Origin of the sequence: Roseivirga seohaensis subsp. aquiponti, from assembly GCF_001267955.1 — a bacterium.
GTDB classification, from domain to species: domain Bacteria; phylum Bacteroidota; class Bacteroidia; order Cytophagales; family Cyclobacteriaceae; genus Roseivirga; species Roseivirga seohaensis.
This window is the reverse complement of sequence record NZ_JSVA01000020.1, coordinates 1-16,167: the sequence shown is the minus strand read 5'-3', so window position 1 is coordinate 16,167 and position 16,167 is coordinate 1. Positions and strand designations below refer to the sequence as shown.

The 16,167-nt window shown below is 41.3% G+C and carries 15 protein-coding genes; 4 read left to right on the top strand and 11 right to left on the bottom strand.

Going from position 1 to position 16,167, the window contains the following annotated elements; translation table 11 throughout:
* Together OB69_RS16435 and OB69_RS16430 are read left to right on the top strand one after the other, a co-directional pair.
* Positions 1-1,311: a TolC family protein gene (locus OB69_RS16435; protein WP_053224848.1), complete on the top strand. Its 1,311-nt coding sequence runs from the start codon at positions 1-3 to the stop codon at positions 1,309-1,311.
* A 109-nt stretch (positions 1,312-1,420) separates the two neighbouring features.
* A complete protein-coding gene (locus tag OB69_RS16430; RefSeq protein WP_053224847.1) occupies positions 1,421-2,926 on the top strand; it encodes an MltF family protein in 1,506 nt (501 codons plus the stop codon).
* Here OB69_RS16430 and crtD read toward each other — a convergent pair whose 3' ends face one another.
* From crtD to OB69_RS16400, 6 genes are all read right to left on the bottom strand, one after another.
* The gene (crtD, locus tag OB69_RS16425; protein ID WP_053224846.1) at positions 2,927-4,390 is read right to left on the bottom strand and encodes a 1-hydroxycarotenoid 3,4-desaturase CrtD; all 1,464 of its coding nucleotides are present in this window, start codon (positions 4,388-4,390) and stop codon (positions 2,927-2,929) included.
* Positions 4,391-4,786: 396 nt separating this feature from the next.
* Positions 4,787-6,040 (bottom strand): NAD(P)/FAD-dependent oxidoreductase, encoded by a 1,254-nt coding sequence (locus OB69_RS16420; protein ID WP_053224845.1) that lies wholly within the window; start codon positions 6,038-6,040, stop codon positions 4,787-4,789.
* Between the two features lie 3 nt (positions 6,041-6,043).
* Positions 6,044-7,042: a 4-hydroxyproline epimerase gene (locus tag OB69_RS16415; protein WP_053224844.1), complete on the bottom strand. Its 999-nt coding sequence runs from the start codon at positions 7,040-7,042 to the stop codon at positions 6,044-6,046.
* An 81-nt stretch (positions 7,043-7,123) separates the two neighbouring features.
* Positions 7,124-7,483 (bottom strand): four helix bundle protein, encoded by a 360-nt coding sequence (locus tag OB69_RS16410; protein ID WP_053224843.1) that lies wholly within the window; start codon positions 7,481-7,483, stop codon positions 7,124-7,126.
* 189 nt (positions 7,484-7,672) lie between these two features.
* Positions 7,673-9,241 (bottom strand): aldehyde dehydrogenase (NADP(+)), encoded by a 1,569-nt coding sequence (locus OB69_RS16405; protein ID WP_053224842.1) that lies wholly within the window; start codon positions 9,239-9,241, stop codon positions 7,673-7,675.
* 36 nt (positions 9,242-9,277) lie between these two features.
* The gene (locus OB69_RS16400) at positions 9,278-10,192 is read right to left on the bottom strand and encodes a dihydrodipicolinate synthase family protein (protein ID WP_053224865.1); all 915 of its coding nucleotides are present in this window, start codon (positions 10,190-10,192) and stop codon (positions 9,278-9,280) included.
* 125 nt (positions 10,193-10,317) lie between these two features.
* On the opposite strand from OB69_RS16400, the gene OB69_RS16395 reads away from it, so the two are divergent.
* Both OB69_RS16395 and OB69_RS16390 read left to right on the top strand, forming a co-directional pair.
* Entirely contained in the window at positions 10,318-11,166 is an 849-nt protein-coding gene (locus tag OB69_RS16395) for a helix-turn-helix domain-containing protein (protein ID WP_053224841.1), read from the top strand.
* 119 nt (positions 11,167-11,285) lie between these two features.
* Positions 11,286-11,579 carry a hypothetical protein gene (locus OB69_RS16390; protein ID WP_157608612.1) on the top strand — a complete coding sequence of 98 codons (294 nt, stop codon included), beginning with the start codon at positions 11,286-11,288 and terminating at the stop codon, positions 11,577-11,579.
* Positions 11,580-11,592: 13 nt separating this feature from the next.
* Here OB69_RS16390 and OB69_RS16385 read toward each other — a convergent pair whose 3' ends face one another.
* Genes OB69_RS16385 through OB69_RS16365 form a run of 5 tightly spaced genes read right to left on the bottom strand, consistent with a single transcriptional unit; the run spans position 11,593 to position 16,099 of the window.
* Positions 11,593-12,918 carry an FAD-dependent oxidoreductase gene (locus OB69_RS16385; RefSeq protein ID WP_053224839.1) on the bottom strand — a complete coding sequence of 442 codons (1,326 nt, stop codon included), beginning with the start codon at positions 12,916-12,918 and terminating at the stop codon, positions 11,593-11,595.
* An 11-nt stretch (positions 12,919-12,929) separates the two neighbouring features.
* Positions 12,930-14,198: a kynureninase gene (kynU, locus tag OB69_RS16380; protein ID WP_053224838.1), complete on the bottom strand. Its 1,269-nt coding sequence runs from the start codon at positions 14,196-14,198 to the stop codon at positions 12,930-12,932.
* Entirely contained in the window at positions 14,198-14,692 is a 495-nt protein-coding gene (locus OB69_RS16375) for a methylated-DNA--[protein]-cysteine S-methyltransferase (protein WP_245620842.1), read from the bottom strand. Before OB69_RS16375 ends, kynU begins: the two co-directional genes overlap by 1 nt.
* A 3-nt stretch (positions 14,693-14,695) precedes the next feature.
* Complete coding sequence (locus OB69_RS16370; RefSeq protein WP_053224836.1) at positions 14,696-15,715, bottom strand: amidohydrolase family protein; 1,020 nt, start codon at positions 15,713-15,715, stop codon at positions 14,696-14,698.
* Positions 15,716-15,733: 18 nt separating this feature from the next.
* The gene (locus OB69_RS16365; RefSeq protein WP_053224835.1) at positions 15,734-16,099 is read right to left on the bottom strand and encodes a four helix bundle protein; all 366 of its coding nucleotides are present in this window, start codon (positions 16,097-16,099) and stop codon (positions 15,734-15,736) included.
* Positions 16,100-16,167: the final 68 nt, after the last annotated feature.

Genomic DNA, 16,167 nt, shown 5'->3' with positions numbered 1-16,167 from the left:
ATGAAAATGAAAATAGCTTTAGCACTACTCTTTTTCGCTTTAGTAAAAGTAAGTGCGCAAGAACCGCTAACCATTACCGAGGCCGTACAGTTGGGGCTTGAACATAACTTATCGATTAAAATTTCAAAGAAATCGGCAGAAACAAGTGCCAACAACTCCGATATGAGCTATGGTGCATTGTTGCCTACTTTCGGAATTTCTGCGAATAAATCGTATAGTAATACAGATGTAACCCAGCAATTGGCGAACAGTAACGAAACCAGAGAGATTAAGGACGCCAAGACCAATAACTTGAATATTTCTCCGACCCTAAACTGGACAGTTTTTGATGGTTTAGGAATGTTTCATACCCGAGATAGATTGAAAGCACAAGCCCAATTAGGGGAAGATGATTTACAAATTCAGATAGAAAATAACATTGCGCTTATCTCTAACGCCTATTACAGAGTGGTGTTAGAACAAGAAAGAGCGCGTGTTTTTCAAGATGCCTTAGATTTAAGTAAACAGCGTTTAGAGTTGGCTAATACCCGATACGAAGTGGGTAAGGCTTCAAAACTAGTTTATCTTCAGGCACAAGTAGATTATAATTCCGACTCATCTAGCTTTCTGATTCAGCAAGAATTAATTAATAATGTGAAATTAGAACTGAACAGATTATTGGGGCAAGATTTAGAAAGCGAGTTTGAAATCACTTCTGGCTTTTCTTTTGATAGCTCAATTCAGTTAGAAGATGTACTGGCTGAGGCCAACCTTAATAGCCCTGCTGTGGTAAGAGCACAGAGAAATCGTGAGGTAAATTATTTACAGATTAAAGAACTGAATGCTGAAAAATACCCTACGATTAGCCTCAATTTTGGGTATACTTATAACGATAGAAACTCCGATGCCGGAGCTGTTTTAAGTAACCTTTCCACCGGTTTTAATTATGGTGCTGGCCTCAACTTCAATATTTTTAATGGCTTTGATTTAAAGCGTAGAGAACAGAATGCCAAGATTCAGTTAGAGGTAGCTGAACTTCAAATCCGAGATATAACGCAGTCATTAGAATCTGATGTGCGTAAAGTTTATGGAAACTACAGAAACAACATCCGCTTGTATCAGCTTGAGGAATTGAACCTAGAAGTAGCCAAAGAGAACTATGATATTGCCCTTGAAAGATTCAAAGTAGGAAACTCAACTGCAATTGAATTACGCGAAGCCCAGATTAATTTAGTTCAGGCAGAAATCAGAAAAATTACCACTCAGTACAACGTTAAGCTATCAGAAATTGAGCTTAAAAGGCTTTCTGGCGGAAATGTAAATAGACAATAAGGTTCCGCTTATTTTGATCTGTAAGATTTGTTGACTATTTTATCTTATTGAATTTGAACGATTTGCCCCTTTGGCTAGTTTAAGTTCTTGCTCACCATCAGGAGAGAATATGATAAAAAGAAAGTCGTTTGTGATTTTTATAGCCCTGTGTTCAGGGCTCCTTCTATTTTCATCGTGCCGAAAAAGCGCTACCACAAGCAATAGTCAACAAACTAAGCCTGAGTTACGCGCTGAACCAGTTAAGATTGGTTTTGACGATATTAAAGAGCGCGGCACACTAACCGCGGTAGTCGACAATAGCTCTACCGGATATTTTATTTACAGAGGTCAGCCTATGGGCTATGAATATGACCTATTGTCGCGAATGGCCTCAGATTTAGGGCTGTCTCTTAAAATTAAGCTTACATCAGATATTGAAGAAGCATTCTTTATGCTCAATACGGGATCAGCCGATGTAATGGCCTACCATTTAACAGTAACCAAAGAACGAACAGAAAGGGTAGCGTTTACAGAGAGTCATACCGAGGTAAGACAAGTGTTGGTGCAGCGCAAACCCGAGGGCTGGAGAAACATGAAGCTTCATGATATAGAAGAAAGTATGATCAGGAACCCACTGGAATTAGGAGGGAAAGAGGTGCATACGCGAAAAGGTTCTTCTTTCTCCGAAAGACTCAAAAACTTATCGAATGAAATTGGTGAAGACATAATAATCCTTGAGGATGTTGGTGTAATGGATACCGAAGCGTTGATTAAAAAGGTGGCAGAAGGAGAAATTGAATATACCATTGCCGATGAAGATATCGCAATGATTAATGCTACTTATTATCCAGATTTGGATGTGGAAACAGCCATTAGTTTTCCTCAGAAAATTGCTTGGGCAGTGCGTAAAAATGCGCCTATTTTAAAAGATACAATCGATCATTGGCTGGGTGAAGTAAAAGCAACACCAGATTTTAACATGATCTACGACCGATATTTTAAATATAGAAAGTCGCAGAACTTAAGAGCGCAAAGTGATTTTAGTTCGGTAGGAGGGACAATGATTTCGCCTTATGACGACTTGTTTAAATTGGCAGCTAAAAACCTTTCTGTCGACTGGGTAATGTTGGCTTCTTTGGCCTATCAAGAATCAAAGTTTGATCCTGAAGTGGAGTCATGGGCCGGAGCAAAAGGTCTCTTACAGCTTACAGATATTTCTATTGAACGGTTCAACGTGAAGGATCCTTTTGACCCCGAGGAAAGCATAGAGGCAGGAACCGAGTTTTTAGAATGGCTGGAAGGTTATTGGGCTGATAAAGTGTCAGATCCTAAGGAGCGATTGAAGTTCGTTCTAGGTTCATATAATGTAGGGCAAGGCCATGTAATGGATGCTGTAAAGTTGACCAAAAAGTATGGGGGTAACCCCGAAGTTTGGGACGGTAATGTAGCGGATTATTTGATCGCTAAATCAACAGAAAAGTATTACACCGACCCAGTAGTTCAATTTGGTTATTGTAGAGGTGATGAACCCGTGAACTACGTCAAGAAAATTTTTGAGCGATACGACCAATACAAAACCTTGTTTGCCAAGAACCTAGAAGCACAGTCTGACTCTACTTTGGTTACCTCGCGTTAACTACTCAAAATTATCGGCTACAATCTTTGCCGATAATAGGCATAACGGAATTCCACCACCAGGATGAACGCTTCCACCACAGAAATACAAGCCCTTTATTCTGCTTGAAAAATTTGGGTGCCTTAAAAAAGCAGCATACTTGTTATTTGAACTGTTTCCATAAAGAGCACCTTGGGTAGATGAGGTTCTAACCTCAATTTTAATAGGGTCTAAAATGTCTTCTACCTCAATCAACGGCTCAATAGCTTCACCCAATTGCTTGGAGAGTTTTGCTAAAATATTTTTTCTAGCTTCTTTAATTATCACATCCCAATCTTGCCCCTGGTTGTTAGGCACATTAATCATAGTAAACCAATTTTGGCATCCTTCTGGGGCATCGTCTGGTTTTTGAGTAGAAGTAATGTTGATATAAACCGTTGGGTCTTCGTAAATGCTTCCTTTTTTGAAAATGTGTTTAAACTCCGTTTCATAGTCATTAGAAAAGAAAATGTTATGAAGGTCGAGTTGCTGAAAATCTTTCTTTATTCCCCAATAAAAAATGAGGGCAGAACTTGATTTCGGTTGGTTAATGAGTTTAGTGGGCTTCCGTTCACCTTTCAGTAGCCTTTCATAAGTTCCAACAATATCCATGTTGCTAACTATTCTATCCGTTTTGTGAAAGCCGTATTTGGTTACTATCCCCTTGGCTTTGCCTTCGTGTAATGTGATTTTGCTCACCGAGGTATTGAAGTGAAACTTGATACCTACTTTCAACGCAAGTTGATACAAACTTTGGGTGATGTCATGCATTCCTTTGGAAGGAAAATAGGCACCTATTCCAAACTCTAAATGTGGAATGATATTCATTGTACCCGGTGCTTGATATGGGTCTGAGCCATTATAGGTAGCGTACCGGTCGAAAAGTTGCACAACTTTTTCGTTTTCAAATCGTGCCTGATTGACCTGATGCATGCTTCGATTAAAATTGAACTTGGATAGTTTTCCGTACGATCGGAAGGCATTTTTACTCACCCATGTACTTAACTTATGCAGTGATTTATGCATAAATAATGGTGAGAGGAACTCGTATAGGAACGAACTTTTTCTTAAAGCCTTTTCAATATTCTTTTTTGGTTCTCCTGTTTTTTGATGGACTTCTTCTTTAAACGCTTCTATATCAGCTGCCGCATTAATTTCAGTGCCATCGGGGTAAAAGTATTTACAGGTAGAATCAAGTTTTTTGTAATCAAAATAAGCTTTTGCATCTAAACCATGTAACTCATAAAGTGCTTCAACCTCTTCTGGTAAAGTAAATAATGAGGGGCCGGCATCAAAGCGGTAGTCGCCCAATTTAATTTCTGTTAGTTTTCCTCCAGGGTAGGAGTTTGCTTCAAATACGGTTACAATATGCCCTTTCTTGGCCAAGCGAATAGCACAAGCCAAACCAGCCACACCAGAGCCAATAATTGCTACGGTTTTTCCCATAGGTTTCTCTTTAAAAATGGAATACTATGATGGCTACTAAATGTTTTGAGGAGGTGATTTGTTGTACTTAAATAAATACGGGGTGAAACAATAGACTTTTCATCATAATTCCAAATATATTCATTTGAAAGGCTATTTTTTTAGTGATATATTCTTATTTCAGTGATGGTTATTTAGTGTTCAACCAGTTGATTATCAGTGCTCAATCTGTGTTATGGGTTTCTATCCTGAACTCATTAACATCGGAGTGAAGGGCTATAATAAGAATTTAGCCCTTCGTAAACTCAAGGATGAAACTATTCATAGATGCCTGATTTCTAAAAAATCTCCATGGTCAATTTTTTAGGAAACTCGAGCCATCTACTTAAGAAACACATCTTCTTTTAGTGGTTTGTATTAGGCAAAGCGCTCAACTTCCAGAAGTGGAGAAACAATAGAGGGTTTATGATTCAAAATTTTTTCGGAAAGCATTTGGCCCGTAATTGGCCCTAAAGTAAAACCAAGCATGGCGTGGCCTGTGCCTACCAGCAGGTTTTTGTACTTTTTTGTTCGGCCAATATAGGGCAGCCCATCTGGCGTGCAAGGACGCAAGCCTGCCCAGGTTTCAATTTGAGAGAAATCCTGTTCTTCAAACTGAGGCATAAATTCTTTTACGGACTTGATGATGCCTTGCACCCTCCGCTCATTAATGTTCAATCCCGTACCTGCAATTTCCATCGTGCCAGCTATTCTTAGCCCGTGCATCATTGGGGTGGTGGCTACCCTTCCTTCCACCAAAATAGAAGGGAGTTTTGGCATAGCAACGGGGGTTGGGAGGGTGAAACTATATCCTTTTCCAGCTTGTAAAGGAATGTCTACCTTTAGTTGCTTCATCAATATTGGCGACCATGAGCCAGCAGCTAATACATATTCATCGGCAGAAAACTCTCCTTGTGAAGTGATTATTTTATCGATCTTGCCAGCTTTGTGAATAATTCGGTCGAGTTGTGTATTGTACTGAAATTTGACCCCAATTTGCTCTAGCTTTTGCTTGAATTCACGCATAAACACGTTGGGTGTCATCCATGCATCGCAACCAAAATACACCGAACCTGCCATATTGTATTGCACATTTGGCTCCATGGTTTCGGTTTCAGTACGACTCAAAACCTCGGCTTCGAGCCCAAAAGATTTGGCCAGTTCTACCAGTTCAATTTCGTGGTGAAGAGCACTTTCAGTTTTGCAGATCATTAAAAGCCCAGGCTTTTTATAACCTGCCTCGATACCTTCTTCCTCCATGATTTTTTCATAGAGCGATTGGCTTTGTACGGTAAGGTCGTAAAGCACTTTTGCAGCGGCATCTACTTTGCTAGGTGTAGCCGATTTCTTAAAAAGAAGTCCCCATTTTATCAAGTCACGATTGAGGCGGGGTTTAATATAAAAAGGACTTTCTGAATTGAGCATCCATTTGAGGCCTTGGCTAATAATGCCCGGTGAAGCAAGCGGAATGAGGTGACTGGGAGAAACGTATCCAGCATTTCCGGTAGAGCAGTTGCTACTACCATCGGTATTGTCGATTACGGTGACTTCCACCCCTTGTTTACGAAGGAAATAAGCAGTGCTCAGGCCCACAATGCCAGCACCAATCACAATTACTTTTTTTGTTTCCATTGTCTAAATCACCTGAAAACCATAGGCGTATGGATCTTCGTCATCAATTACTATTGTATTGTATCCCGTAATTCTGGCCCAGCCTTCAATGCTCGGAATAATACCCGAATACGCGCCTAATTTAACTACATCTTCGACTTTTCCAGTAAACTGACTGCCAATAATACTTTCGTGAACGAACTGATCGCCTTTGTGAAGTTTTCCTTTGGCCGCCCATTGCGCCATTCGTGCCGAAGTGCCTGTGCCACAAGGAGATCGGTCGATGGCTTTGTCTCCATAAAATACTGCGTTTCTTGCTGTAGAGTTCGGTTGAAGCGGTGCTCCCGTCCATAGCACATGGCTTAGGCCGCCTATGGTATCGTTTTCTGGGTGAATGAAGCTGTGTTCAGCGTTGATGCGTTCCCTAATCTTCAAACTCCAACCAATCAATTGCATGGCGGTATAATCAGCCATGTCTCGGTAATTTTCTTGCGGGTCGATAATGGCATAATAATTTCCACCATAGGCCACATCTACCTTGAGTATTCCTAGATCAGGGCATTCAACTTCGATGTTTTCTTTCGCCAAATAAGCGGGTACGTTGGTCAGCTTTACCGAAGTTACCCTTTTCCCTTCTTGCTGATATTCAATTTTCACCAGACCTGCTGGAGTTTCTAACCTCAAGTGCCCAGGTATTTTAGGTTGAACCAAACCCTCTTCAATCATAATCGTCACCGTACCTATAGTGCCATGACCGCACATGGGCAAGCAACCACTGGTTTCGATGAACAGTACTCCTATGTCGTTTGCAGGGTCAGAGGGCGGATAAAGAATACTCCCCGACATCATATCGTGTCCGCGTGGCTCAAACATCAATCCTTTTCGAATCCAGTCGAATTCTCGAAGGAAATGCTGTCGCTTTTCACTCATATTGGCACCTTCTAGAATAGGACCGCCCCCAGCTACCAGTCTTACTGGATTACCGCAAGTATGGGCATCGATGCAGAAAAAACGCTTACTCATACTAATGAATTAATGAGAAAAGGGGAAAATGAAATAATGGGTTCATGTGACAATGAATTAATTGATGAGTGAGTTAATGATTTAACGGTTGGTGTTTTTTCTGGCTTTTGAAACCACTTTAAGTATTTCTAATGCTTCACTTTTGAATGGTGCTATTTGTTCTGGTTGTGCTAAATCTGCTTCCTCCATTACTTCCAACCAAAAGAGCGTTTCATCGGCTTCTTCGTTTACAATTGACATTTTAGCAAAAAACTCAGCTTGAGAGCGAGCAATACAGGCTGCTCTATAATTTGCTGCGGTCGATGTCACTGAACGTACGAGCTGTTTTCCAACAATATATGTAGCGTCTGTCTTTTTTAGCTTTCCATAGAATTTGATTATTTCTACCGCTAGCTTTTTAGTTCTTACTTTAAATGCTTCAATAAATTCTACCTTTTCCATAGTCTTTTTTTAATGAATTAAGGGAATAATGAAGTGATGAGGAAATAAACGAAGGAATAAATAATTTAATTATCCATTGTTTTCTGATCATTATAAGTAGTGGTTTTGTGTCTTAACTACATCCCTTGATTCATTATTCCACTATCTCATTAATTCCTTCGCCCATTAATTCCCTAACTCATTAATAAATTATCTCCTTAACTCATTATCTACCTTTCTCCAAATCCCCATCGGATTCCCTGCTTTCAATTCGGCAGGCAACATTTGATCTGGCCAGTTTTGGTAACAAATAGATCGAGTGAATCGATAAATAGCGTCTGTGCCCACCGAAGTATACTTTCCATTGGTGCTGGCAGGGAATGGGCCTCCGTGATGCATGGCTGGACAAACTTCAACCCCCGTTGGCATTCCATTAAAGAGGATTCTGCCTACTTTTTGAGCAAGCATGTCTATGGTTTCAGCATTCTCCATCATGTCACTTTCAGTGGCCAATAATGTACCTGTCAATTGCCCTTGAAGCGATTGAGCTACTTGCTTTATTTCACTTTCATTTTCGCAGATAACCAATAATGTAAATGGCCCGAAAATCTCTTCGTGAAGTTTTGTGTTTTTTAGAAATTCAGAAGCAGGAACACTCGCAGTTAAACCTTGCCCACCGTTATCTTCAGTTTCTATAGCATTACCGCTTAATGTCACTCCTTTTTGTTCCAACAGCGCTTTTCTATTCGCATAATAGCTTTTAGCAATACCCTCATTCAACATTGTGGAAGGCGCGGTTTCGGCCAATGCTTGTGAAAGTGCAGATGAAAAAGCTTCTAATTCTGGCGATTGAATTCCCACCAATAAACCAGGATTGGTACAGAACTGACCTACGCCCATGCTGACCGATGCAGCTACGGTTTTGCCCAAATCGGCTGGACTTTCTTTTAGTTTGTTCGGGAAAATAAATGTTGGGTTGATGCTGCCCATTTCTGCATAAACTGGAATCGGTTCGTCTCTGCGGTTGGCCAAATCGAAAAGGGCTTTTCCTCCCCTAAAGGAACCTGTAAACCCAACTGCCTTGATTTGCGGATGCTTCACCAATTGTTGCCCCACAGGAATTCCACCATTTACCATAGAGAAAACCCCCTCGGGCATTCCTGTTTTTTGAGCAGCTTTCAAAATCGCTTGTGACACCATTTCATTTGTGCCCAAATGTGATTCGTGACCCTTTATGATTACCGGGTTTCCAGCGGCCAAAGCAGAAGCGGTATCGCCACCAGCTGTTGAAAAGGCCAATGGGAAATTACTCGCACCAAAAATGGCAACGGGTCCAATGGCGACTTCCATTTTGCGCAAATCAGGCTTTGGCACTGGTGCTCTGTCTGGAATTGCGGTGTCGATGGTAGCATTTACCCATGAGCCTTCGCGCACCAAATTGGCAAACATCTTCAACTGATTACAGGTACGACCTCTTTCTCCTTGAATTCTACCTTCTGGCAAACCTGATTCTCCACATGCTCTTGACACCAACGCATCGCCCAAAGCCATGATCTCATCCGCTATTGCATCAAGGAAATCGGCTTTTTTGCTCGGTGCTATGCTTTTGTAAACTTGAAAAGCTTGTGTTGCTTTGGCTATCGCGTCATCAATTTCGGAGCTGGTAGCCACCGAAAACGATTCAGGGAAAGCCTCGCCATTGGCAGGGTTGTGTGCAAAGAGTTGTTCTGTGCCTTCTTTCGAAGGGGTTGATCCTATAAAATTTGTTCCTTTAATCATGTTGTGTTTTTTGCTGCGCGAATAATTGACTTCAATTTACAAATTCAAATAGTCAGGCAATTCAGGACGGGTTTTAATTCCTGTTTCGATAACCTGAAGTACGCGATTTCTTTCTGCGCCTGAAAGGGCAAGTCTTGGCGCACGAACGTTTTCGGTACCAATGCCAGTGGCCACTTCTGCCAGCTTAATGTTTTGCACTAATTTAGCATTAATGTCAAGCTCTAATAGCGGTAAAAACCAACGGTAGATTTTCAAAGCTTCCTCGTATCTGCCTGCTTTCTGAAGTCTGTAAATGGCTACGGTTTCTTTTGGGAAAGCACAAACCAAACCAGCTACCCAACCATTGGCGCCCATAAATAAGCTTTCCAAAGCAAGTGTATCAACGCCAGAAAGAATTTTGAAACGATCGCCAAAACGATTGATCATTCTGGTGATGTTTGAAATATCGCGGGTGGATTCTTTTACCGACTGGATGTTTTCGCACTCGGCCAGTTGCTCGAACATGTCTAAAGTCACCTCGATTTTATAATCTATCGGGTTGTTATACACCATAATAGGCAAATCGGTAGATTTGGCGACTGCTTTATAATAAGTAACCGTTTCGTGATCGTCAGCTTTGTAGCGCATCGGAGGCAGCATCATTAAGCCGCTAGCTCCGTTCTGTTGGGCTTTTTCCGCAGCAATAATGGCGGCTTTCGTGGTTTGTTCCGCAATGTTCATAATCACAGGGACTTTGCCTGCTACCATGTCCACAGTGGAGCTTACCAAAGTATCCTTTTCGTCTTCCATGAGTGAACTGGCTTCGCCCAATGTGCCACCTAAAATAATGCCGTCAACACCAGCGGCTAATTGCGCTTGGATGTTGGTTTCAAACATTTTTAAATCAAGTTTATCGTCATCTGTAAACTTTGTGGTTACCGCTGGGTAAACGCCTTGCCATGCTACTTTCATCGTGTTGTTTTTTTTGGCTAAGGTAAGGGCTTGGCTTATGGTCAACTTTGCGGAAATTCACCAATACTAATATTATATTTGCTAGATAATGAGTAGTGGTTTGTTATTCGGCTTAAATCATACAGGTGAAAGTACTTCCTTTTAAAATCCCTAAAACCGAAGCGTCATCGCTTTACTTGCAAACTGATGACGAACAGTATTTCTATGACATGCTTCATCAGCATCCTGAAATACAGATTACATGGATTATCTCAGGGGAAGGAACGCTGATTCATGGCGATCATTTGAGGAGTTTTAAAGGGGGACAAATCTTTGTGATGGGCTCCAATGTTCCTCATGTTTTTCGTTGCGACAAAAAGTATTACGAACAGGGAATGCGGGTTTTGTCGAAGTCTATTTTCTTTCGTGCCGAACATTTGAGAGAAACTTCAAAGCTATTTCCAGAAATCAGAGAATTGCTCCAGTTTATTCAGAATGCGGAAAGGGGCATTCGGGTGAAGGATGATTTTTCGCCTCAAATGCTCAATGCTTTTGAAAAGGTATTTGAAACGAATGGCTTAAGGAGATTGAATTCATTTTTTGAACTGCTCCATTTGTTTGGGAACGAAGAAAGCATCGCGTACCTCAACGAGTTGCCTCAAAAATCAGTGAAAGAGGCAGAAGGAAGGCGACTGGATGATATTTTCCGCTTCACCCTAGAAAACTTTGGAAGACGCATTACTTTGGAAGAAGTGGCCGAAGTGGCCAATATGAACAAGGCTTCTTTCTGTCGCTATTTCAAGCAACATACCCGCAAAACCTATATTGACTTTCTAAACGATTACCGCATTGGTCAAGCTTGTAAACTCCTGCTCAATAAAGACAATACGGTTTCCCAAGTCTGTTACGAATCTGGCTTTAGCAACCTCTCCAACTTCAACCGAAAATTTAAAGAAGTAACAGGCAAAACACCGAGGGAGTATAGAGGGAGTTAGTGGTTATTAGTGATGAGGAATTTAGTTTTGTAATTGTTAAAAGCAGCTACTATTCTGGTTTGATGTACAATGAAAAAACTTGTACATTCAAGAACTTTATAACAAACCAAGCAACGCGCATGGATAACGGAATATTAAAAGATCTTAATCAAGAGTTGGAGAGCCCAAAGGACTACTTCTATAACGTTGAAGATGGACAATTTTCTTTCAACTTTAGTCATGAATTTTTGCTCGGAAAAGAAGGGGAAGTAGTGAGTGTTACTGAACCATTTGCTGATGTGAATGAAATCTATATTCTATACATTGAAGATCATTATGTTGAATGTATTGGGAATGTAGAAAGGACTTTCCCAAAGAATATGAAAGAACATATTGATCAAAAACTCTATGCAATTGCAAGGCATGAGAGTTGAGAGCATTGAGTTCTTATTTCAACCTCCCCACAATCTCTTCAAAATCTAAACCTTCCCAATTCTCCTCAATATTCGGTTGGGCTAGCACTTGGTCCATAATGGCCTGTTGTTTTTTGCCAAGGGCATGGGCTTCGGAATAGCGGAAATCGCTAAAAGTAACCATGGTATAAAGTGGCACCCATTTTTCGGGAAAAAGCTCATTCAGGCGTTTTTCAATTTTCTTTTGCAGCACAAACATTGGGTCGGCTACTTTGTCGCGCATTTCTATAAAGTTATAGAGCGCCAAATCAGCAATAGCATTTCCGTCAGGAATTCGCAAGGCCTCATATTCTGCAAGTAGGGCAGGATTGATTGCTCCGTGCTTCTCTAGTAATTCATTAAAAACAAAGCAATCTTCAAAACCCGCATTCATGCCTTGGCCATAAAATGGCACTAACGCATGGGCGGCATCACCAATCAAAGCTGTATTCCCTTTTACCCAAGGCTTGCACCTCACGGTAATCAGACTCGAAGTAGGGTTTTCGAAAAACTCAGTTTTCAATTCAGGCAGGAAAGGCAGCGCATCTTTGAATTTACTTTCGAAGAATTGCTGAACATCTTCTTCCGTTTTTATGGCTTCAAAAGATATTTCCCCTTCAAAAGGGAAGAAAAGGGTGCAGGTAAAACTCTTGTCTAAATTGGGCAAGGCAATGAGCATATATTCGCCTCTGGGCCAAATGTGAAGTGCATTGGGGTCTAAAGCAAAATCGCCATTGGCCGTGGGGGGCATGGTCAGTTCTTTGTAACCAGCCGAAATATATTCTTGCGTGTAATTAAATCGATCCGTTTTTTGCATGACCGAACGTAAAGCGGAAAATGCGCCATCGGCTCCAAAAAGAAAGTTGGCACTTACCTTTTCGTTATTTTCAAAATGGGCGGTGGCGGTATCAAAATCTACATCCTCACATTTATGATTGAAGCGAATTTCAACCCCATGCGCTTCGGCTTCGTTCATCAATAACTCATTCAAACCACCTCGTGAAACTGAATTAATAAATTGGCCTTCTTTTCCGTAAGGTTGAAAACTGAGGTTTCCTTCCAAATCATGAATCATTCTTCCGGGCATTGGAATGCAGCTTTCCTGTACTCTTTCTTTCAGTCCAACGGCTTCCAGAGCTTTCAATCCACGTCTGCTTAAGGCGAGGTTGATGGAGCGTCCGCCTATGGTGCCCGCTTTACGCATATCGCTTCTGCGTTCAAAAATGGTAACAGAATAGCCCTTCTTCGCTAAGAAAATTGAAAGTAATGAACCTACAAGGCCGGCTCCCAAAATTGATACTTTTTGATTCTGGCTATTCATGTTTACATCATTTAGAGGTTTTTCTTTAGAATATGAGCAAACTGATATACGTCTTCGAAACGGTTGTAAAGCGGAACTGGTGCAATTCGGATTACATTAGGCTCGCGCCAATCTGCAATCACTCCAGCAGCGGCCAGTGCATCGAAAAGCCTGCGGCCATCTTTGTGGAAGAAAATTGAGAGCTGACATCCGCGTTGCTCAGGGTCTGAAGGCGTGATGATTTCGAAAATACCAGAATCACCAGCAATGTCTTTGATCAAAAATTCAAGATAGCCCGTGAGTTTCAGGCTTTTCTTCCTTAGTTTTTCTATGCCTACTTCATCAAACAATTCTAAGGCGGCCAAATGAGATGCGGTAGAAATTACGTTTACATTGCTCAGTTGCCAACCGTCTGCACCGGGCATGGGTTGGAAACCCTTCTTCATTTTAAATCTTTCCTTTTCATCGTGACCCCACCAGCCCGCAAATCTGTCAAGTGAGCTGTCATTAGCATATCGTTCGTGGATAAAAATTCCTGAAACGTTTCCTGGGCCAGAGTTTAAGTATTTGTATGAACACCAAGTGGCAAAATCCACATTCCAGTCGTGCAGTTGCAAAGGCACATTACCAAAGGCATGCGCCAAGTCAAAACCAACTTTAGCACCCACTTTTTGCCCCGCTTCAGTAATCGCCTTCATGTCGAATAACTGACCTGTGTAATATTGAATACCTCCAATAAGCACCAAGGCCAATTCATCACCCACTTCAGCTATTTTGCTTAAAATATCTTCACCGCGCAGCGTATGCTCACCCATTCTCGGTTTGAGTTCGATCAGCGCTTCATCAGGGTTGAGCCCATGAAATTTAAGCTGTGTTTCGAACATGTATTGATCGGACGGAAAGGCACCTGCTTCGCAAATGATTTTGTAGCGCGTTTTGGTAGGCTTGAAAAACGAAACCATCAGCAAATGGAGGTTTACTGAAAGGTTGTTCATAGAAACCACTTCGATGGGTTTTGCCCCAACAATTCTAGCCAAAGCATCTTTGCTAAATTTATGGTACTCCATCCACGGCCTTTTGCTCGATGCAAAATGCCCTTCTACACCCAAGGTTTCCCAACCTTTCATTTCTTCTTCAATATAAGTTCTGGCGGTTTTGGGTTGAAGACCAAGTGAGTTTCCAGTAAAGTAATAGCTGTCTTTGCCATTCACTTTTGGAATATGAAAACGATTGCGGTAATCTCTTAACGGATCGTTTTTGTCTAAATACTGAGCGTATGCTAAAGTGTTTTCGAAATTCATTAAAATAAACTGGTTTGTGCCATTCCGGGCATGCTTTTTTCGTGTTTTAATAGCCAAGCTTTTTTGTCGAGGCCGCCTGCGTAGCCCGTCAAACTTCCATCTGACCCAATAACTCTGTGGCAAGGAATAATAATGGCAATTGGGTTTTTGCCATTGGCGGTTCCAACGGCTCTAATCTTTTTAATGTCACCCAATTTAATAGCTTGCTTTGCATAAGTGCTCGTTACTCCAAAAGGAATGTCTTGCAAATTTTGCCAAACTTGTTGTTGGAAATCGGTGCCTTCTGGCGCTACAGGAATGTTGAATTGCTTGCGCTGTCCAACGAAATATTCATGAAGCTGTTTTTTGCATTTACGCACGACCAATGGAATAATCCCTTCGTTCTCTTCTCCTATTTCATCCACAAAAACCACCATCTTAATGGCGTTTGCGTCTCCCACTATTTTGATGGCGCCCAAGGGCGAATCCATGTACGTGATTGCTGTATTTTTCAATGTTTAGTTTAAAAATTGTTCTTTAGATAAATTTAACCACTCCAAAGTGGCATTGCAGAATATGTCTTCCACCACTTCTTTCGATAGCCCCATTTTCTCAATAAAGGCTCCAATTTCAAGGTCGCCTAAAGGGAAAGGGTAATCAGAACCAAGTGTGATTCTTTTAGAGCCCTGCATCTCTAAAATGTATTTCATCATTAACGGGTCGTGGGTGATGGAGTCTACCCAAAACTTGCCAATGTATTCCCGAGGGTTTACGGTATTGTCAATCGCCACTAAATCTGGGCGGCAGTTAAAGCCGTGCTCAATTCGTCCGATGGTTGGCAAGAATGAACCGCCTGCATGGGAAAAATTGAATCTGAGGTTAGGAAGTCGCTCCATTACGCCTCCAAAAATAAGTGAGCAGGCGGCCCTTGAGGTTTCAGCAGGCATACCTACCAACCATGGCAGCCAGTAACGTTCAATGCTGTGAAAGCCCATCATGTTCCAAGGGTGAATCATTACGGCCATGTCCAATTCTTCACAAGCTTTAAATATTTGGAAGAAGCGTTCACTACTCAGGTTTTTATCATTGATGTTTGATCCAATCTGAATGCCCGGCAGGTTCAATTCATGCTTACAACGGTGTAATTCCTGAATGGCCAAGTCTTCATCCTGCATCGGGATAGTGGCCAGTCCGATGTAATTCTTAGGATATTCTCGACAGATATTGGCAATATGGTCATTCAAAAACCGACTGATTTCCAGACCGTCATGCGGCTGGGCATCATAAGAAAACATAACGGGAATAGTAGAAATGACCTGCACTTGTGTTCCAAACTGCGCGTATTCTTCCATTCTGATTTTTGGGTCCCAACAATTGGATTGGATTTCACGGAAGAATTTACTGCCTTTCATCATCATAGCCGCCCCCTCTTTGTGGTGGTGCAGATGAATGAAATCACCATAGCCAAACTTCTCTGTCCATTTGGGCAGATGTTCCGGAATGATGTGGGTGTGCATGTCTATCTTTAAGTCAGTCATTCGTTAATTAGTCAATGGTCATTCGTTGTTGGCTGTTTTACCAATTGTTTTAATATATGCATTGAGCGATTTATGAAGGTCTTCAAGATCGGTCATTAATTGGTCATATTCTTCTTTAGGAAGAAAGCCTCTTCTGAAACTTTTACCGAGCCAATTCTTAGTTTCTAATAAAGATCCTCTAGAATAAAAGCAGAAATTGCGATTCTCTTTATAGAAATAGCGGCCATAACCTTCTGCAATATTAGCACTAATCGAGTCTACACTTCTTGCCATCTGTTTGCCTATTGTGTCTTTAGCAAAGTAATCCCAGCCAATAATAATATTCCATATTTTGTCTGAAAGAATGTCTGCCTGATTATAAACTCTTAACTCTTCTAGTCTCATCTTAATGCCTTTTCAATTTTGAACTAAATCGGTGAATTCAAACTTTCACCAATGACCAATGACCAATG